The sequence below is a fragment of the Kaistella polysaccharea genome, from assembly GCF_020410745.1.
Lineage (GTDB): Bacteria > Bacteroidota > Bacteroidia > Flavobacteriales > Weeksellaceae > Kaistella > Kaistella polysaccharea.
Genome location: NZ_CP084528.1, coordinates 307,900 through 331,391, shown reverse-complemented (window position 1 = coordinate 331,391; position 23,492 = coordinate 307,900). Strand labels below are relative to the sequence as shown.

Genomic DNA, 23,492 nt, shown 5'->3' with positions numbered 1-23,492 from the left:
CGAATGACAAAAGATGAACTGCTGAATAAAGCAATCAAAATTGCACAAAAAGCCCATAAAGGGCAAACTGATAAATTTGGAACGCCTTACATCGGACACGTTATTCGCGTGATGAACTCGGGAAAAACTTATGACGAAAAAATTGTGGGAGTTCTACATGACGTCATTGAAGATTGTCCGGAGATAACACTGGATTATCTTTTAGCAGAAGGGTTTCCAAATGATATTGTTGTTGCCATCGAATGCTTAACAAAATCTCCACCCGATCAGGATTATACCGAATTTGTACAACAGACGGAAAAATCACCACTTGCAGTTCGAGTGAAATTGAACGATTTGGAAGATAATATGGATTTGAAGCGATTTACGCAAACGCTGACGGAAAGAGATATGAAACGGCTCAATAAATATTTAACCGCATATCTCTACTTGAAGCAGAAATATTAATCAACGGTTTTATCGGAATCACTCAGTAATTTTTCCAGTTCACGCATTTCCTCGACCGTAATATCTCGCCATTTTCCTACCGGAAGATCAAGTTTGATGTTCATGATTCTAATGCGTTTCAGTTTTTTTACCTCATAACCGCAGAATTCACACATTCGGCGAATCTGGCGATTAAGACCTTGCGTTAAAACAATCCGGAACGACAAATTATCGATTTGCTCCACAACACATTTGTTCGTCATGGTATCTAAAATCGGAATTCCACCACGCATTTGCATTAAGAATTTGGGCGTAATCGGCTTGTCAACACGCACGATATACTCTTTTTCGTGGTTATTTCTTGCGCGCAGGATTTTATTTACGATATCGCCATCAGATGTGAGCATAATCAAACCTTCGCTCGGTTTATCTAATCGGCCGATCGGGAAAATTCTTTTCGGATGATTAACAAACTCTACAATATTATCGCGCTCTCTTTTGGTATCGGTTGTACAGACAATTCCAACCGGTTTATTTAAAACGATATAAACGTGCTTTTCTTCCGTTTTCCGAATCGAATTTCCATCGACAAAGATTTCGTCTTCATCAGAAACTTTGGTTCCCATTTCCGGCACAACGCCGTTGATGGTAATTCTGCCTTGTTCCAATAAACGGTCGGCTTCTCTGCGGGAGCAAAAACCAACTTCCGAAAGGTATTTATTAATTCTTGTTTTTTCTGAATCCATTTTTATATTTTTAATGAAATCCTGTTGAATAATTAAGAGCTGGAAAAATTATGTTAATGAGCAAAATTCTGAAAACGATAGTCGTTTTCCAGATAATCTGAACTTGCATTCTCAATAAGATAATCTCCGATTTTCGTACGTCTGAGATTCGTAAGGTAAGCTCCAACTCCTAAATCCTGACCGATATCGTGCGCTAAGCTTCTTATATAAGTACCTTTGGAGCAACCCACTGTAAATCTAATAAACGGCAATTCAATCTCAACATCCTTGATATAATTAATGGTTGTTTTGCGGGATTTCATTTCGACGTCTTTTCCTTTTCTGGCTAAATCATAAGCGCGGTTTCCCTCAATTTTGATGGCCGAAAAAATAGGCGGTTTTTGATCTATTTCTCCGATAAATTTTTCTAAAGTTTCCTTAATCTGTTCTTCGCTGATTTCCGAAATATCCTGGTGGAGAATCTCCGGTTTCTCCGTGTCGTAAGATTCTGTTTGTGCGCCAATTTTTACTTCAGTGAAATATTCTTTCGGCGCATCTTGAATTTCCGGGATTATTTTAGTGAATTTTCCGGTACAGACAATTAATAATCCTGTCGCGCGCGGATCTAAAGTCCCAGCATGTCCGATTTTAAATTTTTTAGGAAGGTTAAATTCACTTTTCAGTTTAAATTTAAGCTTGTTAACTGCCTGAAAACTTGTCCAGTCCAAAGGTTTATCGAGGAGAATTATTTGGCCTTCTAAAAGATCGGTATCAGTCATTTTTAAAAACTAAATTGGTTAAAATTTCTGCGCTGCAGCCCGACCTGAGTGGATCCCGATGTAAAATCGGGAGGGAACGGAGGGCGGAAATGTCTGCCCAAATAAAATTACTGAAACTGTGTGAAATAAATTAATAATACAATCCCCACGATTATCCGGTACCAACCCCAAGGTCTAAATCCATATTTCGTAAGAACACCGATAAAAAATTTAATTGCCAAAACCGCCACCACAAAGGCGACGACATTTCCCACTAAAAACAGCATCATATTGTTGCCTTGCATTAATAATTCGTATCCTTTCTGGGTGTTTCCGGCGTGATTCCAATCCTTTAAAACCAAAGAGTAAACCGTAACCGCCAACATGGTCGGAACTGCCAAGAAAAAGGAAAATTCTGCGGCCGCTTTTCGAGTCAACTTTTGTTGCATTCCTCCAATAATGGAAGCCGCACTCCTACTCGTTCCAGGCATCATGGCCAAACATTGCCAAAAACCAATGATTAATGCGCTTTTGTAGGAAACATCTTTCTCGTCATCAATGACTGGATTTTTAAAAAATTTATCCACGAAAAGTAAAACCACTCCGCCCAAAATCAAGACGATTGCGATGGGAACAGGATCACCTAAAACCGCTTCTATTTTATCATCGAACAATTTACCCAACACAAGCGCCGGAATCACGGCAAGTGCGAGTTTTAGATAAAAATCAAAGTTTTTGAAATCGAAGAATTTTTTCCAATAAAGAAATACAACGGCGAGAATCGCTCCAAATTGAATGGAAACCTGAAACATTTTCACAAATTCATCTTCTTGAATTCCAAAAAGGGAACTCGTGAAAATCATGTGCGCCGTGGAAGATACTGGAAGAAATTCGGTAAGACCTTCAATAATTGCAATAATAATTGCTTTGATTAAATCCATTTTTATTTTTAAGATTAAAAAAAATTTGCCAAAGGTTCATGTTCTGACAAGTCTAATTTTTTATATGATCACTTAGGCCTTATTTCTTTTCAGAATAGCATATACTTCAACTGCAAAGCCGATCACCACAAGAAGCGGTGCAATTCTGATGCGACGGATGGAGAAGATTCCTTCATTCCAAACATTTGGATCGTATTTCCCGTCGACTGTATTGGCATCAGCGCCCATCATCAACACAAATCCGAGGAAAATTAAAGCCAAACCAATCAACATCCATTTGTAATTTTCTCTGCCAAAATAAAATCCACCTTTTTCTTCAACAGGTAAATTGTAGGATTTTGTCGCAGTATTTTTAACTTTTTTGCTCATTTTAAGAATAATAAAGATCGTCTACATTTGTACGTAAGAAACGCCATGTGGCAAAAATAGTACTCAAAACAGTGATTAAAATACCACCGAAAAATATACCTACGACCAGAATGATAAGTTGATTATTGTCTTGCGCAAATGGTGTTCCGATTTGGGTGATAAAATAGTACCAAGCGCCGAACAAAACAGCGAGGCCAAGTAAAGCTCCGACTACTCCAAGTATGATTGCTTCTTTAATAAATGGTTTTAAAATGAAACGACGTTTTGCACCAACAAGCTGCATTGTTTTTATAATAAATCGTTTAGAGAATATTTTTAGACGGATGGAATTATTAATTAAAACCACGGCAAGAATTAAAAACAAAACAGAAAATCCTAAAATCCATTTCAAAATGTTATTCAGATTGTTGTAAACTTCCACCATCAGCGTACTGTTATTTTTAACATCGGTAATGCCTTTGGTAGATTTAATTTGTTTGATGGCTTCATCGATCTTTGCGGGATCTACATATTCAGGTTTCAATGCAATTTCTACGGAGGACGGGAAAATATTTTCTTCAAAAAGTGCGCTGCTTTCAATTCCCATGCTTTTTCGAGCCTCTTCAGCTGCCATTTCGCGGGAAATATAGGTGGCTCTTTTTACGGGCGCTAAGGTCTGTATTTTATTAAAAGTTTCCTGTTCAAGTTTGGCAATTTTTACGGAATCTTTTACTTCATAGTTTTCGTCGAAGTAAGCATTCACCACCAACTGCTCTTTGATATAATCAGAATATTTCTGAGCGTTAATTAGAATAAGTCCCATCAATCCCAATAAAAATAATACCAGCGCAATACTGATTACTACCGTTATATTACTGGACCGAAGTCTTCTTTTGTTAAAATCCTCAACTGTCTTAGCCATTAAATAAAAAATTTCTGCTAAAATAGAAAAAAACTTCCGTAATTTGCGGAGAAACGCGGAAAATCGGTGTTAAAAAAAACTTAAAAGCAAATCGGTGAAACCTTTAAAATAGGGATTTCCGCGTGTTTTTAATTTACAAAAATAATCTTGCATGAGCGTAAGAGCGAAGAAACATTTAGGTCAGCATTTTCTGACTGATGAAAATATTGCCAAAAATATTGTCGATGGCCTGACTTATAATCCAGGAGGAAAAGTATTAGAAATCGGTCCCGGAATGGGCGTACTCACCAAATATATTTTAGAAAAAGACACTGAACTATTTCTCGCGGAAATCGATACAGAGTCTATTCAGTATTTGAAAACAAATTATGCAACACTTGATGAGGAGCATTTTGTAGGAGATTTTCTGAAACTTAATATTGCAGAAACATTCGCAGATGAGATCTCAATTATCGGAAATTTCCCTTATAATATTTCGTCTCAGATATTATTTAAAATTATAGATTATTACCAGAATATTCCGGAGATGGTCGGTATGTTTCAAAAAGAAGTTGCCGAAAGAACAGCCGCAGTTCCCCGCACAAAGGATTATGGAATTTTGTCTGTATTGGTGCAGGCACTTTACGATGTAAAATATCTTTTCACCGTACACGAAAACGTTTTTAATCCACCACCGAAAGTTAAATCAGGTGTTATTCGGCTGACCAGAAATCCAAAAGAAGGTTTAACCGGAAATGAAGTTTTATTTAAACAAATCGTAAAGGCAGGTTTTGGACAAAGACGTAAAAAACTTTCTAATTCTTTGAAAGTTTTAAATATTCCAGAAAAATTACAAACACACGAATTTATGAGCAAGCGCGCCGAGGAATTATCGGTCGCTGATTTTATTGGTTTTACAAAACTTTGGAAATCCTATTTATAAAATAAAAAACCATTTCAGCTTTGAAATGGTTTTTGTTTGCTATTTTCTGAATTTCTATTTATCTTCTTTTTTCAATTCTTCCAACAAATGTTCGAGCTCAGAAATTTTTCCTTTTAAAGAAGTAATCTGTGTTTTATTGGTGGCAACATTGCTTTTCAACATTACATTTCTCGCGCGCTCGTTGTGATCTTCGTCTTCTTCATCTTCCGCAATATCTTCAATGTCTTCCTGAATATCATCGATATCTTCACTAATTTCTTCAATATCTTCCTGAATATCTTCGATGTCTTCTTGAATTTCGTTCACATCTTCTTTCAAATCCTCAATATGTTCCTGACTTCTATTCACCGACATCTGAATGAAAATAGCCAGATAAATCGCTTCTAAAGACAAAACGGTCGTAAGAACAAGAAGCATCTTATCAAAATCAACCAGGCCAAAAAATGGCAGAGAAAAGGCGGTAATAAAAAGGAGCGAATGCACAATAAGCGACGGTATAGAGCCAATCCACCACATTACGCCATCGGTCACGCGCACCAGAAAATCTATTTTCTCTTTAGTTTCTTCTTCTCTCTTCGTCATTTTTTTACATTTTTTTTAAAATTCCTTTGTAACTCCCAAACCAAAAAGTGCAAAGTCATATTTCGCAGGGTCTTTAGAATTAAATTTCCGTAAGATGAGATCCATTTCCTCAACTGTCTTCCAGTCGTTCTGTTTGCGCTGAATAAGATTTAGTTTCCGCGAAATATTTCCCGTATGCACATCCAGCGGAACAGATAAATATTTCTGATCAATATTCTTCCAAATCCCAAAATCCACGCCTTTTCGATCCTGCCGAACCATCCAGCGAAGAAACATCATCAGTCTTTTTGCAGATGAATTTCTATACGTTGAACTCACGTGTTTTTTACTTCTATGAATATTTTCTCCAATAAAATTTTCCCGAAATCGATGAAATGAATGGTAGAAATTTTCCTCTTTATGTTTTATTAAAAAGTGATTCTCTAAACTTTCGTTTTCCAAATAAACTCTTTTCAAATTTAAAATAAATTCTCGAAAATCTTCTCCATTAAAAGTACGATGTATACTTATTTTTTCTAAATTTTTCAAGTCACTTTCCTGTATATTTTGAATAAAATCAAACGGTGAATTTCCCATGAAATTCATCATTTTTTCAGCATCGTTGATAATAGACTTTCGGTTTCCCCACGAAATTGTAGCAGTAAGAAATCCTGCAATTTCAATATCCTGCTTTAAAGAAAACCGATGAGGAATTGAAATGGGATCGTTCTCTATAAATTCTATATTATTGTAGAAATCTGCCTTCTCATCAAGGAAATCTTTAAGTTCGGAAAGCGTCATTTTTAAATATAATAATTTTTTTAGATCTTTTTTTGATAAAATAAAACCCCTATAATTATAAATCCAATTCCTGTAAGCGTTGGAGGAAGAATTTTTCCCTTAATCCCAAGAACTATCATGGCAATCGCAATAATTAAAAGTAAGACAAGTAGTAAATTTTTCATTAATCTTTTTGATTTTTCTAAATTGACAAAAAAGTTGAATTTTAGCTTTTGTAAAATTGAAGTGCTTTTCCGTGACAATATCAATAGTTATGACTGGGAATTATTCTATCCTAATTAAAAATTTCTATATTCTAACCAATCTTCACAGGAATTAACGCAGTTGGTAGAAAACTGTTGGGAAAAACTTCTCTGGCTTCATCTGTGAAAACCGATAAGTCGCCGTAACGGTTGGAGAAATGACCCAGAATTAACTTTCCAACATTGGCTTTTCTCGCGATTCGTGCTGCTTCCAGCGCTGTAGTATGACCTGTATAATCTGCCATTTCCTTCAATTCGTGTAGGAAGGTAGATTCATGATACAAAACATCAACTTCCTTAATTAAAGGCAGAATGGTTTCAGAATATCGCGTATCACTACAAAATGCATAGGAAACAGATTTTGATGGATCTGTCGTCAATACTTCATTCTTCAAAACGTAGCCATCGCTTAAAATAAAATCTTTTCCGTTTTTCAAATTTTGATAATCACACGTTTCTATCTCCGCATATTTAGAAACTTCTTCCATATTTAAATGGCGCTCTTTCGGCTTTTCCCGGAAAAGATAACCATTGCAATAAATGCGGTGATTTAAAGGAATTGTGAAAACTTCCAGTTTATGATCCTCGTAAATTTTCTCGGATTCTTTACTTTGAAGTTCATGATACACGACTTCAAAACTTCTATGCGTTTCGCTCAACCGAAAGATGGTTTCTAGCATATCTTTTATGCCTTGTGGGCCGTACACATGAAGCGGTGTTTCTCTTCCTAAAAGTCGAAATGAGGCGATTAAACCAGGTAATCCAAAACAGTGGTCACCGTGAAGGTGCGAAATAAAAATATGGTTAATTTTCGAAAACCGTGCTTTCGCTTTTCTCAACTGGACTTGAGTTCCCTCACCGCAATCAATAAGAAAACTGCGCTCGTCCATTTCCAGAAACTGCGCAGTAGGCGCAGAATTAATGGTTGGAATGGCTGAATTAAAACCCAGTATGGTAAGAAAAGTGCTCAAAATATAGTGAGTGAATTTTTATTTTTGCAAAATTAGGGAATATTAATGAGTTTAAATCTCGTTTTTAGGAGAAAAGAAAAATCCCGAAAGTTTACTTCGGGATTTCTATTTTTAGTTTTTCAATTTTCTAAATCTAATATAAGACGCTATTGCTAAAGCAAACATAAAAGCTGTGCCGATGTAGACCCAAGCAGGAACTGGAATAGGATCACCAGCTGCATAGGAATGTAAACCGGTAAGATAATAATTCACTCCAAAATAGGTCATTACAATTGTGCTTATGGCGAATAAAGCCGCGACGTGAAACGCCCATCTGCCACGAAGTCCTGGAACTAAACGCATATGCAAGACGAAAGCATACACCATCACCGAGATAAATGCCCACGTTTCTTTTGGATCCCAGCTCCAATAACGACCCCATGATTCATTTGCCCAAATTCCCCCGAGGAAAGTACCGATGGTCAGGAAATATAAGCCCAATGTGAGGGACATTTCAGATACAATCGTTAATTCTTTAATGGTTGTATCGTGATGAATCTTGAAAATTCTTTTATCCGAAAATATGTAGAAGAATAATACAATCATCGCAATCACCATGGACAGTCCGAAGAAGCCATAACTCGCGGTAATAATTGCAACGTGTACAATTAACCAATAAGACTTCAGCACGGGAACCAAAGGTGTAATTTGTGGATCAAGTGCAGATCCACCATGTGCAAATCCCATCATGATTACCGCCACCATAAATCCTGCAGCAGGAATAAGCGCATTTGAATTCCTGTACAACATTAATCCTGCAGAAATACCAATCCATGAAATAAAGATAATCGCTTCGTAACCGTTACTCCAGGGAGCGTGGCCAGAAATAAACCATCTCGCCACCAATCCTAAGAATTGAATAATATAACCGACTACTCCAATAAGAATTAAAGCTTTGATGATTTTGTTCAAGGTCTTGTTTGGTTTAAACAATTCCACGAATCCTAATAACAGAAGTAAACCACCGATTACGCTGTAAAACATCAATAAATAAAAGTTCACATTTGCTTTGTTCATGAAAACTTCCAATTTTATCTTCGCCTCTGTAGGAACTACGTTCTTACCCCAGGTCTTTTGATACTGTTCTAATTTTGCAAGTTCAGCATCAGCTTTTGACCAGTCGCCAGATTTTTGGGCGGCTAAAACTTCGGAGAAATAGGGTCCCATAACCTTCTGAGATTCCATGTCTGGTTCAAAATTCTGATCTAACCAGGAATGCCAAGTATTGTTTGGATCATTTTTCACCGGTACAATTCTCATGAACTGGCCACTGAAAAACTCGTTGAATGCCTGAACACGATCATTAACTTTAATTACCTCTTTATCATAATTTGTCTGTTCAGCAGGTTTTTTTCTGAAAGCTTCCTGATAATCTTCTTCTAAAACGTAGTGCAAAGCACCGGTTTCATCAGCGGGGAAAAGAGACATTAAGGCTGTGTAACCATCGTCATTGGCCTTTGTTTTTTTCTTCAATTCTTCACCACCTTTAGCTCCTACGCTAATCAATGGAACCATAGTCCAACTTGCAGTATCAGTATTAATGGACAAAAACCACTGATTCGCTGAAAGCTTTTTCCCATCAGTGCCACGGAATGCATCTTTTTTGTATAATTTTCTTAAAACATCTAATGCCTGCGTATTCATCGGGACAATTCGTCCGTCGTAATTTTGTACAAGTAGATAAGCAAATTTATCTGCGTGGTCTTTATCGATTTTATTTTTCGAGATGATTTCATCGGCCGTTATCGGCGTAGGAGATCTTAATGCTAAAGAATTTTGTTCTTTCTTAGGCGTTGGTTCAGCGGTCAATAAATCTGCTGCGCCATGATCATGACCGTCATCCGCGGAATGAACCTGCTCTTTCGAACCATCCGTATTACCGTGGGTTTCAATATACTGAGCATTGTAATTTAAGGTCATAAGAATTAGAAGCAATGTTGCCGCTTTTCTTTTGCTCACATTTTTCAGCATGGCATTAAGTTTCCAGAAGTGTGTTCCTTTCCAGAAGAAGATCACAAACATGCCGGTAAATAAGAAAAAGTATCCAATATAGGTAATCAATGTTCCCCAGAAATCATGATTTACAGAAAGAACTGTTCCTTTACGATCGGGATCAAAACTCGCCTGGAAAAACCGGTAACCACCGTGGTTCAGTACGTGATTCATATATATTTTATAAGGAGTTTGCTTGCCTTTATCTATAATCTGAACGTGACTTTCGTACGCACTTGGCGAAGAACTTCCAGGATAAGTTTCCATCACAAATTTTTCTAATTTTAAGGAGAACGGCGTGGTATACACTTTGGGTCCGAAGCCCAAAATAACATTCATGCCATCTAAAGTCACCTGTTTAAAAGCGTTAGGATTACCTTTTTCTACAGGAAGATCAACGATTAATTTTGATTTTGGTCCCTGCAATTCAACACTTAAATTATCAGAAACATCTTTATCTTTTTTACGATCTCCTTCGTAAGCAATAAGTTTTCCTTTCATTAAACCTTCTGGCACCACTAATTTTAAATCATTTATGGTGTAAAGGCTTCTTAAAACCAAAGGTTCATACTCATCTTTTTTGGTCAACCCTTTTGCCTGGGTCGCCATGGTCATATACTCAGATTCTACGGGAGTTTTAATGAGCATTGTTCCGTTCGTATTATTAAATTCTACGGCGCCGTCAATTGCTCTGTTAAAGGAAACCAAAGTTCCGTTCACAAGTTTAGAATCACCAGGTTTAATGTAAATATTTTCGCGACCCGATTGTCCTGTAGAAACCAGATGTAGGTATTCTGTTCCGGCAGGATCAACAATTAAACTGTCTTTTTTTCTTTGAATATAATCGAGCGCTTTTACAGAAATTTGTTTTCCGTGATATTCATAATTCGCACTGAAGTTTTTATGCAAAGGCGACATCAGGTACGGAATATCCTGATAATTTAAGACATCACCTTTTTCTTCTATTTGAATCTTAAAAAAGTTTTTATCCGTAACAATTTCATTTGTAGTTTCCCCTTCGCGGATATGCATAATTCCTTCAAAACTAATATACCGCGTTACAGCTCCACCCAGAAATATTAAAACAAATGAAAGGTGAAAAACCAATACTGGCCATTTTTCTTTACGCCAAAGACGATATCGCGATATATTCGCAATAAAATTCAGGATCAACAATATCATTAAGACTTCAAACCATTTCGCTTCATAAATTAAAGCCTTAGCAGTTGGAGTTCCGTAATCATTTTCGAGGAAAGTGGCGCGAGCCATAGAGAAAGCATAAACTAAAAGGAGAACCGCCATGGTTCTGGTGGAAATAAGAATATCTTGAAGTTTTTTCATGAGAACCTAAAAATTTTGTTTTTAGCTGAAAAAGATAATTCCTTACGTCAGCTTATTTTAATTTAGAATAAATTCGAACGCTTGCAAAAATACAACGTATAATTTGAAAACACGAATTTGCCCCGTCTTTTTTAAGTTAAAATAAGATGATAAATATTGGGAAAATAATGCTAAAAGAGTTTGATAAACATATAGATAGCTGTAATCACAAAGAATTTTGAAACAAGATTATTGATTTATGATTTTTTATGTTTCAATTTAAATTGAATTTACCTCTAGAAAGATGAATAAAAATTTTATTATTTCTTAGCTGAACTCCTACTTTCTTTAGGTAATCAATGATTGGTATTATTTAACATGGGCACAAATTTATAGGAGCCAAATTCTTCTCTTTCAAATTCCCGCTCAGATTTTTTCGTAAATCGCATTAAAATCTGTTCGTCCGTCTTACCCAAAGGAATAACCATTTTTCCGCCCACTTTTAATTGGTGAAGAAGTTCTGTGGGCAAAACTTCTGCGCCACAAGTTACCAAGATTTTATCGAAAGGTGCAAAAGTGGGTAATCCTAAAAATCCATCTCCAAAACTCTGAAATTTCGGCCGAAGATGAAGTTCTCGAAGCTTTTTCTGAGAAAATTCATGCAGATCTTTCTGGCGCTCAATCGTAAACACCAATACATTTAGAGCAACTAAAACAGCAGTTTGATAGCCACATCCTGTACCGATTTCCAAAACTTTGTCCTTGTCTTTTAATTCCAGAAGTGCAGTTTGCTCCGCTACAGTTGAAGGATGCGAAATGGTTTGATGCGCTAAAATGGGAAAAGCGCGATCTTCGTAGGCGTAATCCTCGAAAACACTTTCCAGAAAGAGGTGTCTTGGAACCTGATTGAGGGCCGCTAAAACTTTTTCGTCCTGAATCCCAATTTTATGACGAAGATAATCGACTAAAATTTTTCGTTTTCCTTTATGAACGTAAGAATCCTGCATGTCACAAAAATAGGGAATAGACTCGAGATTCAAAGACTTGAGATTAGAGATTTTAAAATTTTCTATGTTTCCATAATTTTCTACTGTCTCTTAATCTCGTGTCTCTTAATTTCCTGACTTTTCGTCTATTTTAATATCTTTACAAAAATTAATTTTTTATGCTAAAAGCAGGGTTAGTTGGCGCAGGTCATTTGGGAAAAATTCATTTAAAGTTATTGCAACAGTCCGAAAAATACGAATTGATCGGTTTTCACGATGCTGATTCAGAAAATGGGAAGAAGCTGGAAAAGGAATTGGGATATTCTTTTTTTGAAAATTTTGACGACTTACTGGGACAGATCGAGATGCTTGATATTGTTACGCCTACTTTATATCATTACGCTTACGCGATGAAAGCTATTGAAAAAAGAATTCCATTTTTCATTGAAAAACCGGTAACCCAGACATTAAAACAAGCAGAAGAAATCCTTTACAAGTGTCGGGAATATGGTATTAGCGCGCAAGTTGGACATGTAGAAAGATACAATCCGGCATTTATAGGTTCTAAAGATTTTATAAAAAACCCAATGTTTATCGAGATTCACCGACTCGCAGAATTTAATCCGCGCGGAACTGATGTTTCTGTAGTTTTAGATTTAATGATTCACGATCTGGATATTTTACTATCCATCGTAAAATCAAAAGTGAAAGCGATTCACGCAAGTGGCGTTTCTGTGGTTTCGAAATCTCCCGATATCTGTAATGCCAGAATAGAATTCGAAAACGGTTGCGTGGCAAATCTTACCACTTCTAGAATTTCTATGAAAGCCATGCGAAAATCACGATTTTTCCAGCAAGACGCCTATATTTCAGTTGATTTTCTGGAAAAAAAATCTGAAGTTATTCGCATGAAACCTGCGCCGGAGTCACCATCAGCGTATGATATGATTATTGAAAATGCAGAAGGCGAAAAGAATCAAATTATATTTGAATATCCAAACATTCAGCCCAACAATGCGATTTTGGATGAGCTTGAAAGTTTTGCAGATGCCATTACAGAAAATAAAAATGTAGAAGTTTCTTTGGAAGACGGAACGGAAGCCTTGAAAGTGGCTTTGGAAATTGTAAGATTGATATCCAAAAATTAAAGAACCTCTGCAAAATGTCTAAAATTACCACGCTACTTTTTATCGCTATTTCAATTTTTAGTTTTGCACAAAATTCTGAACTAAAAAAAGAAATCAAACAAATTATTAAACATAAAAATGCCACGGTTGCGGTTTCAGTTTTAAATTTAGAAAACAACCAATCCATTAACATCAACGGAAATAAGAAACTTCCAATGTTGAGTGTTTTTAAATTCCATATTGCCTTGGCAGTCTTGGATCTATTTGATCAGGGAAAGTTGAGTTTAGATCAAAATATTTTCATAAAAAAAGCCGAACTTTTAGAAAATACGTACAGTCCTTTTAGGAATGAATTTCCGGACGGAAATGTAGCGAAAACCTTAAGAGAACTTCTACAATATATGGTTTCGAAAAGTGATAATAACATTACAGATGTTTTAATAAATTTAATAGGCGGAACAGAAACCGTTCAAAATTATATCAATTTAAAAGGAATTAAAAACTTTCATATTGAAGCCGATGAAGCGAAAATGCATGAAGGTTGGGAGAATTTATATTTGAATAAGAGTTCCACCAATTCTCTAAATGATGCTCTTCAAAAATTATATCACGGAAAATTGCTGTCAAAAGCCTCTACCGATTTCCTAATGCAGACCATGTTGGAAACTACGACTGGCGCTAATAAATTAGTTTCACAACTGCCAAAATACATTCCTGTAGCGCACAGGACCGGATCGTCAGGAAAAAATGATAACGGTTTAACCGCCGCCGAAAATGATATCGGAATTGTTATTTTACCAGATGGAACGCATTATGCGATCAGCGTTTTAATTTCCGATTCCATGGAAAGTGAAGAAACGAACACGAAGATTATCGCTGATATTTCTAAAACTGTTTTTGATTATTTTAGCAAAAAACAGATGGAATGAAAAGAATAGTTTTACTGATATTTCTCTTGATTCAGACCTTACTATTTTCGCAAAAAAAATGGGATCTTCAATTTTATAATGAAATTGTTAATCGACAACTTTTTATTTATGCAGACAATAATGAAGAAATGCCAATGTCGGCGAAATTCAACTTTACACTCAAAAATTTTACTTCAAGTCTTATAGATAATCAGATTATTGTAATTCCGGCAAAACAAACGAAACTACTCATTGCAAAACTGTGTGAAATTAACTCAAATTCAGCTAACAGTTTTTCGTACGCAGTGACTGTTAATTTCGGAAATGACTTGCAAGAAGATTTCGATAATGATTACATCTACTCGTTACCTTTTGAGAAGGGTAAAACACAAATGATTTTTCAGGGATACGATGGAAAGTTCTCGCACAAGAATGAATTTGCATTAGATTTTGATTTAAAAATGGGAAGTGAGATTACGGCTGCCCGCGAAGGAATTGTAGTAGAAATGATTGATCATAACACTCGGAATTGTCCAGATATTTCTTGCGCAAAATACAACAACAGAATTCTCATTATGCACAGCGACGGAACTTTTGCCGACTATTCTCATTTGAAATACCAAGGTGCAGTCGTGAAAAAGGGTGATATAGTAACAAAAAATCAACTTATCGGCTACAGTGGAAGCACCGGATTTGCAAGCGGTCCTCATTTGCATTTTGCAGTGTTCATCAATAGGATTGACGGTAAGAGAACATTTATAAAAACAAAATTTAAAACTTCTGAAAGTGACGCAACATTTTTGGAAGAAAAAAAAAGTTATACTAAAAATTATTAAAGAATTTAAAAATGAATAAAAACATTGTAGTAATTGGCGCAGGAACCATGGGAAATGGGATCGCACATACTTTCGCCCAAAAAGGGTTTAAGGTTAGTTTAGTTGATGTTTCGCAGGACGCATTGGATAAAGGGATTGCAACGATTACAAAAAATCTTGACCGAATTATCGCGAAAGGAAATATGACTGCGGATCAGAAAGAAGGAACATTAAATAATATTTCAACTTTCACCAAATTAGGAGATTGTGCACCAAAAGCTGATTTAATCGTAGAAGCTGCCACCGAAAATCTAGATTTTAAGTTAAAAATATTTAAACAGATGGATGAGTTGGCGCCAGAAAATTGCATTCTGGCAACCAATACTTCATCTATTTCTATTACTAAAATTGCTTCGGTTACGAATCGTCCGGAAAAGGTTATTGGTATGCATTTTATGAATCCGGTTCCTATTATGAAATTGGTGGAAATCATCAAAGGCTACTCTACTTCCAAAGAAACTTTCGATGAGATTTATGAAATGAGTAAAACTTTAGGTAAAGTTCCGACAGAAGTGAATGATTATCCAGGTTTTGTGGCAAACAGAATTTTAATGCCGATGATCAACGAAGCAATTGAAACTTTATACAATGGCGTGGCTGGAGTTGAAGAAATAGACACGGTAATGAAATTGGGCATGGCTCATCCCATGGGACCTTTGCAATTGGCAGATTTCATTGGTTTAGATGTTTGTTTAGCCATTTTAAATGTTATGCACGATGGTTTCAAAAATCCTAAATACGCCCCAAATCCGTTGTTAGTGAATATGGTTACAGCTGGAAAATTAGGCGTGAAATCTGGGGAAGGTTTTTATGATTATTCAGAAAGTAGAAAAGCGGAGAAGGTTTCTAAAAGGTTTGTGAAATAAAAAAAGTTGGATTTTAGAAGTAATGACGTCGATTTTCAGCATTATTTAAATTTAATAATAGAAATTAAATTCTGACCTCGCTCGCTGTAATTTTAGTAATAATAAGAAATTCAGAAGAATCAATTTCAATAAAATTGTTTACCTTTGAACCAGTTTTAAACATAAGAAAAATGAAATTACCAAAGTTTTTATTAGCAGACAATTCAGATTTTCCTGAAGATTTATTTGTGGTGCACACAGAGTACCCAAGATTTGTTTTGAATGTTGAAGAAGAAGAAGTTGAATGGTTCGACGACCTGGAAGGTGACGACGAAGAAACTGTAGCTGACGAAGCTACTAAGGTTGTAGAAGCCGCTTTCAAATGGTGCGACGAAGAACTCGCTAAATATGATGAGGAAGACGAAGACGAAGAATAAATAAGACAAAAAAGGAACTCAAAATTGAGTTCCTTTTTTTTTATGATATTTCTTTAAAAATTACAATTTGGTAAATTTCAAAAGCAACAGATTATCTTTATACAATTCCAGCGTATTTCCCGTAACTACATATTTAGTTGTCGCAGATAACATGCTGAAGAAATTGGTTTCTTCACTCATATTTTCGCAAGCCATTTTTGTAGCACCAATATTATTTGTAGAAAAGTTGCCAACTGTAGGATCCAACATCAAATCAGCAAAATAATTATTACAGCCGCCGTTTCCTGTTATTTTTCCGGACTCAACCACCAAAGTTGGTTTCTTACCTTTCACATTATCAGCCAAAGTCCATTTGGTATTGGTAATATTTGCCTGCGTAGTTCCCACTTTAGATTTTGAGGTTGCAACGGTAGAACACGACGCGATCGTTGCAGAAACAACTATAGCCAAAGAAATATTTCGAACAACCTGGATTGCGGAGAAATTTTGAAATGCTTTCATTCTTTAAATTTTGTGATTCAAATTTAAGTAATAATATCGAGCTGACCGAAACTCCTGACTTTTAATCTCAACAAAAAAAGCATCTTGTTAGAGATGCTTTAAAATTTATATCGAAATATTCTTAGGATCTTAATTCCGCGGAAAACTCTTTCTTAAATGTTTTAATTAAAGAATTCATCACTTCAGAAATATCTTTTTCTTCCAGTGTTTTTTCTTCGTTGAGCAAATCAAAACTCATGGCATACGATTTTTTTCCTTCTGGTAAATTCTTGCCTTCATAAACATCAAAAAGATTGATATTCTTCAGATATTTCGAAGGGTTTTTACGGGCTGCTTTGTAGAGATCAGCGTACGAAACATGTTTATCAACCAATAACGCCAAGTCTTTTCGCGTTTTGTTGAATTTAGGAATCTCTTTAAATTTCAAATCAGTTTTGGCTCGAAGCTGCTGACTTAATTCCAACTCGATTTCAGCGTAGAAACAATCCTGTTCTATGTCGGCATCTTTCAAAAGTTCTGGAGAAACTTTACCCAATCTCGCAACTGTTTTACCGTCTGCTACAAATTCTACGGCATCTGAGAATCGAACATCTTCCAATTCTTTTTCCTCCAAAGAAACTGGAAGAGAATCCAAGAGTACTTTTACATAAGATTTTAAATGATAGAAATCCGTAGATGATTTGGGTTGGAGCCAGTTTTCTTCTTCATCGCGTCCGGAAACTAAAATTGCTAGCTGCTTGCGTTCTTCGTATTTTTCTTTTTTAAAGTAAATTTTACCCAGTTCAAAAAACTTGATGTTCGGGTTTTTACGTTTGATGTTGTAATCGGCATTTTCCAAAAGACCTTCCAATAAAGATTTACGCATAAATTGTAAATCTCCACTTAAAGGATTCAGGATTTTAACCGCGTTGGTTTCCTCTTTTACGGAAGTCAACGAATTATTCATGGCTTCATAAAAACCATTACTCTGCAAGGTTCTCGCCCAGGAATTTTCTAATGCATCTTGATCGTCAAAACTTAATTTCACAGGTGTAAATGAAAGTTTTTGAGGAGATTCTATTTTATTGTAGCCATAAATACGAAGAATTTCCTCGATCACATCAATTTCTCGCGTAACATCAGCGCGATATGCTGGCACAGAGATTTCTAAACCATTTTGAATTTCGTTTAAAACAACGATTTCTAGCGATTTTAAAATTTCCTTAATTTTTTCTTTATGAATTTTTGTTCCCAGAATTTGCTCCACTTTAGAAAACCTTAAAATAATATAGTGATCTTCAATCTTCGTCGGATAATGTTCTAAAAGTTCACCTACCATTTTTCCGCCCGCTATTTCTTCAATCATTTTTACGGCATGCGTCAGCGCAATTCTGGTCATTTTAGGATCAACACCACGTTCAAAACGAAAAGAAGCATCGGTATTTAAAGCATGAAGTTTTGCTCCTTTCCTCACGCCGACCGGATTAAAATAAGCACTTTCCAGGAAAATCGTTTTTGTAGCTTCCGCAACGCCCGAAGTTGCTCCGCCAAAAACACCAGCGATACACATCGGCTTATCGTCGCCATCTTTAATCATGATTTCAGTACCATTCAGTGTACGTTCTATTCCATCTAAAGTGGTAAATTTTGTTCCGGCAGCATTTACACCTACTTTTACTTTATTTCCAGAAATTTTTTCAGCGTCGAAAGCGTGCAAAGGCTGGCCGTAAGAATGTAAAATATAATTCGTGATGTCTACGATATTATTAATCGGGCTTAATCCAATGGCTTTCATGCGTGTCTTCAGCCACTCTGGTGAAGTCTCCACTTTTACATTTTCGATGATTGCACCTAAATATTTTGGACACAATTCTGTATCTTCAATCTCAATTTGAAAGTGATGACTGCCTTCTATAGTCAATGGTTTTTCAGAAACTTTTTGAAATTCAACCGGCATTTGGTGCGTCGTCAGGTAGGCATTTAAATCTCTTGCAACTCCATAATGTGACATGGCGTCGGTTCGGTTCGGAGTAAGTCCGATTTCGTAAACCTGATCGTTATTCAATTCAAAATAATCAGCGAAATTTTTTCCAACTTCATGCTTATTTTCGTCTAAAATCATTATCCCACCATGGTCCTCACTAAGTCCCAACTCATCTTCAGCACAGATCATTCCCTGAGAAATTTCGCCACGGATTTTGGCTTCTTTCATCACGAGTGCATTTCCCTCTTTATAAATCGTAGTTCCAACCGTCGCGACGGGCACAATTTGGCCGGCTTCCACATTGGGCGCACCGCATACAATATGTAACGGTTTTGCAGACCCAACATCAACTGTTGTAACTTTTAGTTTGTCCGCATTCGGATGCTTTTCACAGCTTAACACTTTACCAACTACAATACCTTCCAGACTGCCTTTTACAGATTCAACCAGCTCAATTCCTTCGACTTCTAAACCGATATCGGTGAGAAATTCGCCAATTTTTTCGGTTTTAATATCCGTCTTTATATATTCTTTCAGCCAGTTATTAGAGATTTTCATTTCTGTTGTAGATTGTAGAGATTAATATTCAGATTTCAAATAATATGGTTGAAATATGAAAGGTGCAAATATCGTGATTCTGAAGGTTAAAAAAAAATTGAGATTCAAAAAATATTGAATCTCAATTAGGTTATTTTAAAAACTTTAAAGTTTGATGTTTTACATTCCAATGACAGGCATTGAAAGCATCAAGATTTTTTCTTCTTTTTCAAGACCATCAACAGGTTCAATAATTCCAGGTCTGTTCGGCTGCGACATTTTCATCGTAATATCATCTGCTGATAAAACAGATAACATTTCCGTCAAAAATTTAGAGCTGAAACCGATGTTAATATCTTCACCGTTGTAATCACAAGGAATCTGCATGTCTGCTTTGTTTGCAAATTCGGTATCTTCAGCATGAAGATGTAAAATATTTCCCGACAGTTTAAAACGAACTTGGTTTGTCGATTTATTAGACATAATGGAAGCTCTTCTGATGGAGCTCAACAAAAGGTTTCGGTTTATTGTTAATGTATTTGGATTTTCTTTTGGAATTACAGCAGAATAATTCGGATATTTTCCGTCTATCAATCGACAGATCCAAATATTATTTCCGAAGGTAAATTTTGCCATATTCTCATTGAATTCAATTGAAACATCTTCATTTGAAGACGCCAAAATACTTTTGAAAATGGATAAAGGCTTTTTCGGCATAATGAATTCTACTGGCTCAGCATTGATCAGATCCGTTCTTTTATAAACGACCAAACGATGTGAATCTGTAGAAACGAAGTTAGTTTCATCTTCCTTAAATTGGAAAAGAACTCCTGTCATTACTGGTCTTAGCGAATCATTGCTCGTCGCGAATAGCGTATTGTTCAAAGCTTCAGAAAGAATTCCGGCAGAAATTACCACTTTCTGTGCTGCATCAAATTCTGGAATTTCCGGATAATCTTCCGCGTGGTCTAAAGCTACTGCGAAGTTATCTTTCTCATCTAAAATCTCAAGTAATTTACCGTTTCCGTCTTCTGCATCTTTTACTGAAAGAGTAAGCGGTTGCTCTCCGTAGGTTTTTACAAATTCCTGAAATATTTTCGCGGGAACAGCTATTTTACCTTCAGCATCCGATTTTACTTCTAGTGAAGTGATCAAAGTTGTCTCACCATCTGAGGCCGTAACTTTAAGAATATCTTTTTCGATTTCAAATAAAAAGTTCTCGAGAATGGGCCGTGACTGCGAGTTAGAAATAACTCCGCTTACGGTTTGCAAGGCTTTTTGCAATTCACTACTGGAAACAATAAATTTCATAAAACTCAATTATTATTAATTTCACAAATATATAAATTAAAGCCCGAAAAATGCAATATTCCGGCGTCTAAAAAGTAGAAGTCACAAAAAGTTACTAACATTATTTCGGAAGGGAAATCTCATTTTTATCATTTGCTGCTGGATCGATATTTACTGATAATCCGAGGTAAAGGAAATGTAAATTTTTATTACCTTTTTGCGCAAATTCTCTTTGCCAAAGGTATCCTGTACTTATTGAAAAAATGGGATCGATTTGGTAACTAAAACCCCCGAAAACCCGGTTCCTTGCAAACAAGGGATCATAAGTTGTAATAAAGAAAACTTCATCATAAATATTGGCAGATATTGTTCCAGGTTCTACTTTTTCTGAATTTAACGGTGCAGAAATATTTAAACGATAACGCAAACGAATGCGATCCGAATGCTCATCCGTTTTTGGGGAATAAAACCAACTTTTCTCCGCTCTTACTCTATTTTCAAATTTGAAGCGCCCGGATCTTAAAGCATAAACATCTTGCAGCCAAACGCGAAATTCTTCTTTTTCTAAAGAGTGATTTTGATAATTTACATAGCGTCCTATTCCAATTAATGGTTTGTGATTCGGAGTGATTTTATATCCTAAACCACCTTTTAATTCATAATAATCAGGATAGGCGAAATCAGATATTCCACGAAGTTGCCCTTCACCATATACGAACCATTTTGGATTAATTTTATATTCAATGGTGATGACATTGTAACTGGAGAGATTTTCCTTCTGGGCAGAAACTTTCAGTAGAAATAAAAAACCTATAAGAATGAAAATCCTTTTTAACATTGGGAAATTAAATTTTGTGCGTGCAAAATTAATAAATTTAATTTTAGCTAAAGGCCGATTTTATAGGTGAATCCAATATGAAACCATCGACTGGGCATCGGCACACCAAACGTTTCCGTGTACTTTGTATTGGTGATATTATTTACCAAAACGTAAAGATTTAAATTTTTATAGTCATAACTCAATTTCTCATCCAGCACCTGATAACTTCCCGTTGTAACCCTTTCGTTATATCTATAAATTAATTGGTTCGTAAATTTTCCTAGAAACCGGTTTTCTACCTTTGCCACGAATTGGTGTTTCAGATTTTCCATGACGTATCTTGAAATTAAGTTCTGCGGCTCTTTGGCTTTACTATCAATAAAAGTGTAACCTAATGAATAAGAAGAAATGAAGGCATTAAATCTCTGACTCACTTCTACTTCCAACCCATTTGTGGTAATTTCACCAATATTTTCTGCTCGCCAAATATCATTCGCATTTTCTTTTACCCAATCTATTGAATTTTCAGAATTTCGGTTAAAAACACTTACTTTTCCAAGGAAATTATTTTTCTGAAAACGATAGCCAATTTCTGAAGAAAGCGCATTTTCGGGTTTTAAATCTGGATTTCCTCTTTCAGTCTTACTTACATAATACAAGTCGGTGAAGGAAGGAATTCGGTTAACTTTTGCGATATTTCCATAAATCTTGTGATTTTCATTAAAATCAAATCCGATATCTAAACCGGGATAGAAAAAATCGCCCACGTTGTCATAATTTGCCCAAGAGATCCCAGGTGAAATCTGTAATTTATTTTGAAGTAAAGAAAAATGATGTTCGAAAAAAACCTGCGTTAAAAATCGTTCGCGGTGTCCCAAATTATTACTCGCCAAAAATTCCTTTCGAAATTCAACGCCCAAACCTGTCGTTCCAAGATTTGAAGAAAATGAACCATTAAGTTCAGCCCCAACATTATTTCCGATATGCATATTCCGGTAAATTTCTGGTTTCTCCCGATTGAAAAGATAAAGATCTTGCCCTCTACGCCAGTATAAATTTGAATTTAAATTAATTCGATTGTACTTTTTTTCAAATCCAAGACTTACAAGTGAAGCTTGCGTTTCTTCATATTGTTCAGTTGCTGCAGGCGACGAGTAGAATCCGTTTGCACCAAACTTTTTTTCCTGAAATCCCGCCTGAAATTTCAGTTTTCCTTCGGCAATCTGAAACTGATTTTGGTAAAAAATATTATTAATCTTATAATCGGTATTGTAGCGATAACCTTCGGAGGAAGAAGTATTTGCCTGAAAAAAGTTAGAAAATTTTTCAGTTCCGAACTGCGCACTTAAACCTAAATTGTAAGTTTCGAAATCACCGCCACTTCCAGAAATATTAATTACATCTTCAGCACTCGGTTTCGTGATAATATTTACAACGCCTGCGTACGCATTTTGGCCGAAGCGCCTTGCAGCAGGACCTTTTATAATTTCGATTTTCTCAACCGCTGAAAGATCAAAAGGAAGACTCATTGAATTATGGCCTGTTTGGGAGTCATTGATTCGCACACCATTTACCAAAATCAAAACTTGCTCAAAAGTACTTCCACGCAAAGAAATATCAGCCTGTACGCCATTTCCGCCTCGGCGGCGAATATCAAATCCAGTGACGGTTGCTAAAAGTTCTTCAACGCTTTTTGCGGGCGAAGCACTTATTTCAGCTTTAGAAATTACAGTGATATTTTCATTGACTTTCGTAATCGGAAGTTCTAGAAATTTGCCTTGAACAGTAACTTCTGCGATGTTACTTTCTTTTTCCTGCGCTGAGAAATGAATCATTGTCGCAAAAACCAAAAGACTTGTAGTGAGTTTTTTCATTTAGAAATTTTATTGCCGTTATTTTTTCAAAATCAAAAATTAGAGAAAAGTACGATTTATGTTTATCAGCAGTACTTCATCAAATTTTTCGAGGGCAAATATATTTCACAAAAACATAATTAAACAAGTATTTTATCAATTATATTTTAACTTTTTTGCACAAAAAAATGCAACGCGCTGGCATTGCATCTTTTAGTTTGTTAACCTTATCTTTTTTTCATCAAATGTGTAATCAGATCATTCAAAATTCTTCTCATGATAGTATTACTTTATTTGTTAAGCAAAGGTTGCAAAAAAAAATTAAATGACCAAATCTCCTGCAGAAATTTTCTCTCAAAAAATCCGTAATTTTGTAAGCCTT

At 35.7% G+C, this 23,492-nt stretch carries 23 protein-coding genes; 7 read left to right on the top strand and 16 right to left on the bottom strand.

Annotated elements, in window-relative coordinates:
• The first annotated feature begins 3 nt into the window (after positions 1-3).
• Entirely contained in the window at positions 4-447 is a 444-nt protein-coding gene (locus LC814_RS01445) for a phosphohydrolase (protein WP_226064572.1), read from the top strand.
• Here LC814_RS01445 and rluF read toward each other — a convergent pair.
• From rluF to LC814_RS01420, 5 genes are all read right to left on the bottom strand, one after another.
• Positions 444-1,172, bottom strand: coding sequence for a 23S rRNA pseudouridine(2604) synthase RluF (gene rluF / locus LC814_RS01440; RefSeq protein ID WP_226064571.1), 729 nt, complete (start codon positions 1,170-1,172; stop codon positions 444-446). The genes LC814_RS01445 and rluF overlap by 4 nt on opposite strands.
• 53 nt (positions 1,173-1,225) lie before the next feature.
• A complete protein-coding gene (gene truB, locus LC814_RS01435) occupies positions 1,226-1,930 on the bottom strand; it encodes a tRNA pseudouridine(55) synthase TruB (protein ID WP_226064570.1) in 705 nt (234 codons plus the stop codon).
• Between the two features lie 107 nt (positions 1,931-2,037).
• A complete protein-coding gene (locus LC814_RS01430) occupies positions 2,038-2,850 on the bottom strand; it encodes an undecaprenyl-diphosphate phosphatase (RefSeq protein ID WP_226064569.1) in 813 nt (270 codons plus the stop codon).
• Between the two features lie 72 nt (positions 2,851-2,922).
• Entirely contained in the window at positions 2,923-3,219 is a 297-nt protein-coding gene (locus LC814_RS01425; protein ID WP_226064568.1) for a DUF3098 domain-containing protein, read from the bottom strand.
• Between the two features lies 1 nt (position 3,220).
• Positions 3,221-4,120, bottom strand: a complete 900-nt coding sequence (locus tag LC814_RS01420) for a cell division protein FtsX (protein ID WP_226064567.1) — start codon at positions 4,118-4,120, stop codon at positions 3,221-3,223.
• Between the two features lie 151 nt (positions 4,121-4,271).
• On the opposite strand from LC814_RS01420, the gene rsmA reads away from it, so the two are divergent.
• Positions 4,272-5,042: a 16S rRNA (adenine(1518)-N(6)/adenine(1519)-N(6))-dimethyltransferase RsmA gene (rsmA, locus tag LC814_RS01415; protein ID WP_226064566.1), complete on the top strand. Its 771-nt coding sequence runs from the start codon at positions 4,272-4,274 to the stop codon at positions 5,040-5,042.
• A gap of 54 nt (positions 5,043-5,096) precedes the next feature.
• Here rsmA and LC814_RS01410 read toward each other — a convergent pair whose 3' ends face one another.
• The 6 genes from LC814_RS01410 to LC814_RS01385 form a co-directional block, all read right to left on the bottom strand.
• Positions 5,097-5,624, bottom strand: coding sequence for a DUF1003 domain-containing protein (locus LC814_RS01410; protein ID WP_226064565.1), 528 nt, complete (start codon positions 5,622-5,624; stop codon positions 5,097-5,099).
• A 15-nt stretch (positions 5,625-5,639) separates the two neighbouring features.
• The gene (locus LC814_RS01405; RefSeq protein ID WP_226064564.1) at positions 5,640-6,404 is read right to left on the bottom strand and encodes a TIGR02757 family protein; all 765 of its coding nucleotides are present in this window, start codon (positions 6,402-6,404) and stop codon (positions 5,640-5,642) included.
• Positions 6,405-6,424: 20 nt separating this feature from the next.
• Positions 6,425-6,568 carry a hypothetical protein gene (locus LC814_RS01400; protein ID WP_226064563.1) on the bottom strand — a complete coding sequence of 48 codons (144 nt, stop codon included), beginning with the start codon at positions 6,566-6,568 and terminating at the stop codon, positions 6,425-6,427.
• Positions 6,569-6,699: 131 nt separating this feature from the next.
• Positions 6,700-7,617, bottom strand: coding sequence for a ribonuclease Z (locus LC814_RS01395; protein ID WP_226064562.1), 918 nt, complete (start codon positions 7,615-7,617; stop codon positions 6,700-6,702).
• Between the two features lie 111 nt (positions 7,618-7,728).
• Complete coding sequence (locus LC814_RS01390) at positions 7,729-10,989, bottom strand: cytochrome c biogenesis protein CcsA (RefSeq protein ID WP_226064561.1); 3,261 nt, start codon at positions 10,987-10,989, stop codon at positions 7,729-7,731.
• A gap of 335 nt (positions 10,990-11,324) precedes the next feature.
• Positions 11,325-11,975 carry a protein-L-isoaspartate(D-aspartate) O-methyltransferase gene (locus LC814_RS01385; RefSeq protein ID WP_226065849.1) on the bottom strand — a complete coding sequence of 217 codons (651 nt, stop codon included), beginning with the start codon at positions 11,973-11,975 and terminating at the stop codon, positions 11,325-11,327.
• Between the two features lie 158 nt (positions 11,976-12,133).
• Here LC814_RS01385 and LC814_RS01380 point away from each other — a divergent pair, with 158 nt between their 5' ends.
• The 5 genes from LC814_RS01380 (at position 12,134) to LC814_RS01360 (ending at position 16,146) form a co-directional block, all read left to right on the top strand.
• A complete protein-coding gene (locus tag LC814_RS01380) occupies positions 12,134-13,102 on the top strand; it encodes a Gfo/Idh/MocA family protein (RefSeq protein ID WP_226064560.1) in 969 nt (322 codons plus the stop codon).
• Positions 13,103-13,116: 14 nt separating this feature from the next.
• Positions 13,117-14,010, top strand: a complete 894-nt coding sequence (gene bla, locus LC814_RS01375; protein WP_226064559.1) for a class A beta-lactamase, subclass A2 — start codon at positions 13,117-13,119, stop codon at positions 14,008-14,010.
• Entirely contained in the window at positions 14,007-14,825 is an 819-nt protein-coding gene (locus tag LC814_RS12510) for a M23 family metallopeptidase (protein WP_311135715.1), read from the top strand. Before bla ends, LC814_RS12510 begins: the two co-directional genes overlap by 4 nt.
• Before the next feature lie 11 nt (positions 14,826-14,836).
• Positions 14,837-15,730, top strand: coding sequence for a 3-hydroxybutyryl-CoA dehydrogenase (locus LC814_RS01365; protein WP_226064558.1), 894 nt, complete (start codon positions 14,837-14,839; stop codon positions 15,728-15,730).
• A 170-nt stretch (positions 15,731-15,900) separates the two neighbouring features.
• Positions 15,901-16,146, top strand: a complete 246-nt coding sequence (locus LC814_RS01360) for a DUF8828 family protein (RefSeq protein WP_034716155.1) — start codon at positions 15,901-15,903, stop codon at positions 16,144-16,146.
• Positions 16,147-16,206: 60 nt separating this feature from the next.
• Here the strand turns inward: LC814_RS01360 and LC814_RS01355 are convergent, their stop codons facing one another.
• The 5 genes from LC814_RS01355 to LC814_RS01335 all read right to left on the bottom strand — a co-directional run bounded on the left by LC814_RS01355 (position 16,207) and on the right by LC814_RS01335 (position 23,131).
• Positions 16,207-16,647: an META domain-containing protein gene (locus LC814_RS01355; RefSeq protein WP_226064557.1), complete on the bottom strand. Its 441-nt coding sequence runs from the start codon at positions 16,645-16,647 to the stop codon at positions 16,207-16,209.
• Between the two features lie 121 nt (positions 16,648-16,768).
• Complete coding sequence (gene pheT / locus LC814_RS01350) at positions 16,769-19,168, bottom strand: phenylalanine--tRNA ligase subunit beta (protein ID WP_226064556.1); 2,400 nt, start codon at positions 19,166-19,168, stop codon at positions 16,769-16,771.
• 159 nt (positions 19,169-19,327) lie between these two features.
• On the bottom strand, positions 19,328-20,458 hold the full coding sequence (dnaN, locus tag LC814_RS01345; protein WP_226064555.1) for a DNA polymerase III subunit beta: 1,131 nt from the start codon (positions 20,456-20,458) through the stop codon (positions 19,328-19,330).
• 100 nt (positions 20,459-20,558) lie between these two features.
• On the bottom strand, positions 20,559-21,275 hold the full coding sequence (locus LC814_RS01340; protein ID WP_226064554.1) for a DUF2490 domain-containing protein: 717 nt from the start codon (positions 21,273-21,275) through the stop codon (positions 20,559-20,561).
• A 47-nt stretch (positions 21,276-21,322) separates the two neighbouring features.
• Entirely contained in the window at positions 21,323-23,131 is a 1,809-nt protein-coding gene (locus LC814_RS01335; RefSeq protein ID WP_226064553.1) for a TonB-dependent receptor plug domain-containing protein, read from the bottom strand.
• Positions 23,132-23,492: the final 361 nt, after the last annotated feature.

Coding starts and splice junctions, on each gene's coding strand:
- LC814_RS01405 (WP_226064564.1), bottom strand. CDS start 6,404: ATGACGCTTTCCGAACTTAAAGATTTCCTTGATGAGAAGGCAGATTTC.
- LC814_RS01420 (WP_226064567.1), bottom strand. CDS start 4,120: ATGGCTAAGACAGTTGAGGATTTTAACAAAAGAAGACTTCGGTCCAGT.
- LC814_RS01400 (WP_226064563.1), bottom strand. CDS start 6,568: ATGAAAAATTTACTACTTGTCTTACTTTTAATTATTGCGATTGCCATG.
- LC814_RS01355 (WP_226064557.1), bottom strand. CDS start 16,647: ATGAAAGCATTTCAAAATTTCTCCGCAATCCAGGTTGTTCGAAATATT.
- LC814_RS12510 (WP_311135715.1), top strand. CDS start 14,007: ATGAAAAGAATAGTTTTACTGATATTTCTCTTGATTCAGACCTTACTA.
- LC814_RS01365 (WP_226064558.1), top strand. CDS start 14,837: ATGAATAAAAACATTGTAGTAATTGGCGCAGGAACCATGGGAAATGGG.
- LC814_RS01335 (WP_226064553.1), bottom strand. CDS start 23,131: ATGAAAAAACTCACTACAAGTCTTTTGGTTTTTGCGACAATGATTCAT.
- LC814_RS01410 (WP_226064565.1), bottom strand. CDS start 5,624: ATGACGAAGAGAGAAGAAGAAACTAAAGAGAAAATAGATTTTCTGGTG.
- LC814_RS01340 (WP_226064554.1), bottom strand. CDS start 21,275: ATGTTAAAAAGGATTTTCATTCTTATAGGTTTTTTATTTCTACTGAAA.
- rluF (WP_226064571.1), bottom strand. CDS start 1,172: ATGGATTCAGAAAAAACAAGAATTAATAAATACCTTTCGGAAGTTGGT.
- truB (WP_226064570.1), bottom strand. CDS start 1,930: ATGACTGATACCGATCTTTTAGAAGGCCAAATAATTCTCCTCGATAAA.
- rsmA (WP_226064566.1), top strand. CDS start 4,272: ATGAGCGTAAGAGCGAAGAAACATTTAGGTCAGCATTTTCTGACTGAT.
- LC814_RS01390 (WP_226064561.1), bottom strand. CDS start 10,989: ATGAAAAAACTTCAAGATATTCTTATTTCCACCAGAACCATGGCGGTT.
- dnaN (WP_226064555.1), bottom strand. CDS start 20,458: ATGAAATTTATTGTTTCCAGTAGTGAATTGCAAAAAGCCTTGCAAACC.
- LC814_RS01425 (WP_226064568.1), bottom strand. CDS start 3,219: ATGAGCAAAAAAGTTAAAAATACTGCGACAAAATCCTACAATTTACCT.
- LC814_RS01380 (WP_226064560.1), top strand. CDS start 12,134: ATGCTAAAAGCAGGGTTAGTTGGCGCAGGTCATTTGGGAAAAATTCAT.
- bla (WP_226064559.1), top strand. CDS start 13,117: ATGTCTAAAATTACCACGCTACTTTTTATCGCTATTTCAATTTTTAGT.
- LC814_RS01445 (WP_226064572.1), top strand. CDS start 4: ATGACAAAAGATGAACTGCTGAATAAAGCAATCAAAATTGCACAAAAA.
- pheT (WP_226064556.1), bottom strand. CDS start 19,168: ATGAAAATCTCTAATAACTGGCTGAAAGAATATATAAAGACGGATATT.
- LC814_RS01430 (WP_226064569.1), bottom strand. CDS start 2,850: ATGGATTTAATCAAAGCAATTATTATTGCAATTATTGAAGGTCTTACC.
- LC814_RS01360 (WP_034716155.1), top strand. CDS start 15,901: ATGAAATTACCAAAGTTTTTATTAGCAGACAATTCAGATTTTCCTGAA.
- LC814_RS01385 (WP_226065849.1), bottom strand. CDS start 11,975: ATGCAGGATTCTTACGTTCATAAAGGAAAACGAAAAATTTTAGTCGAT.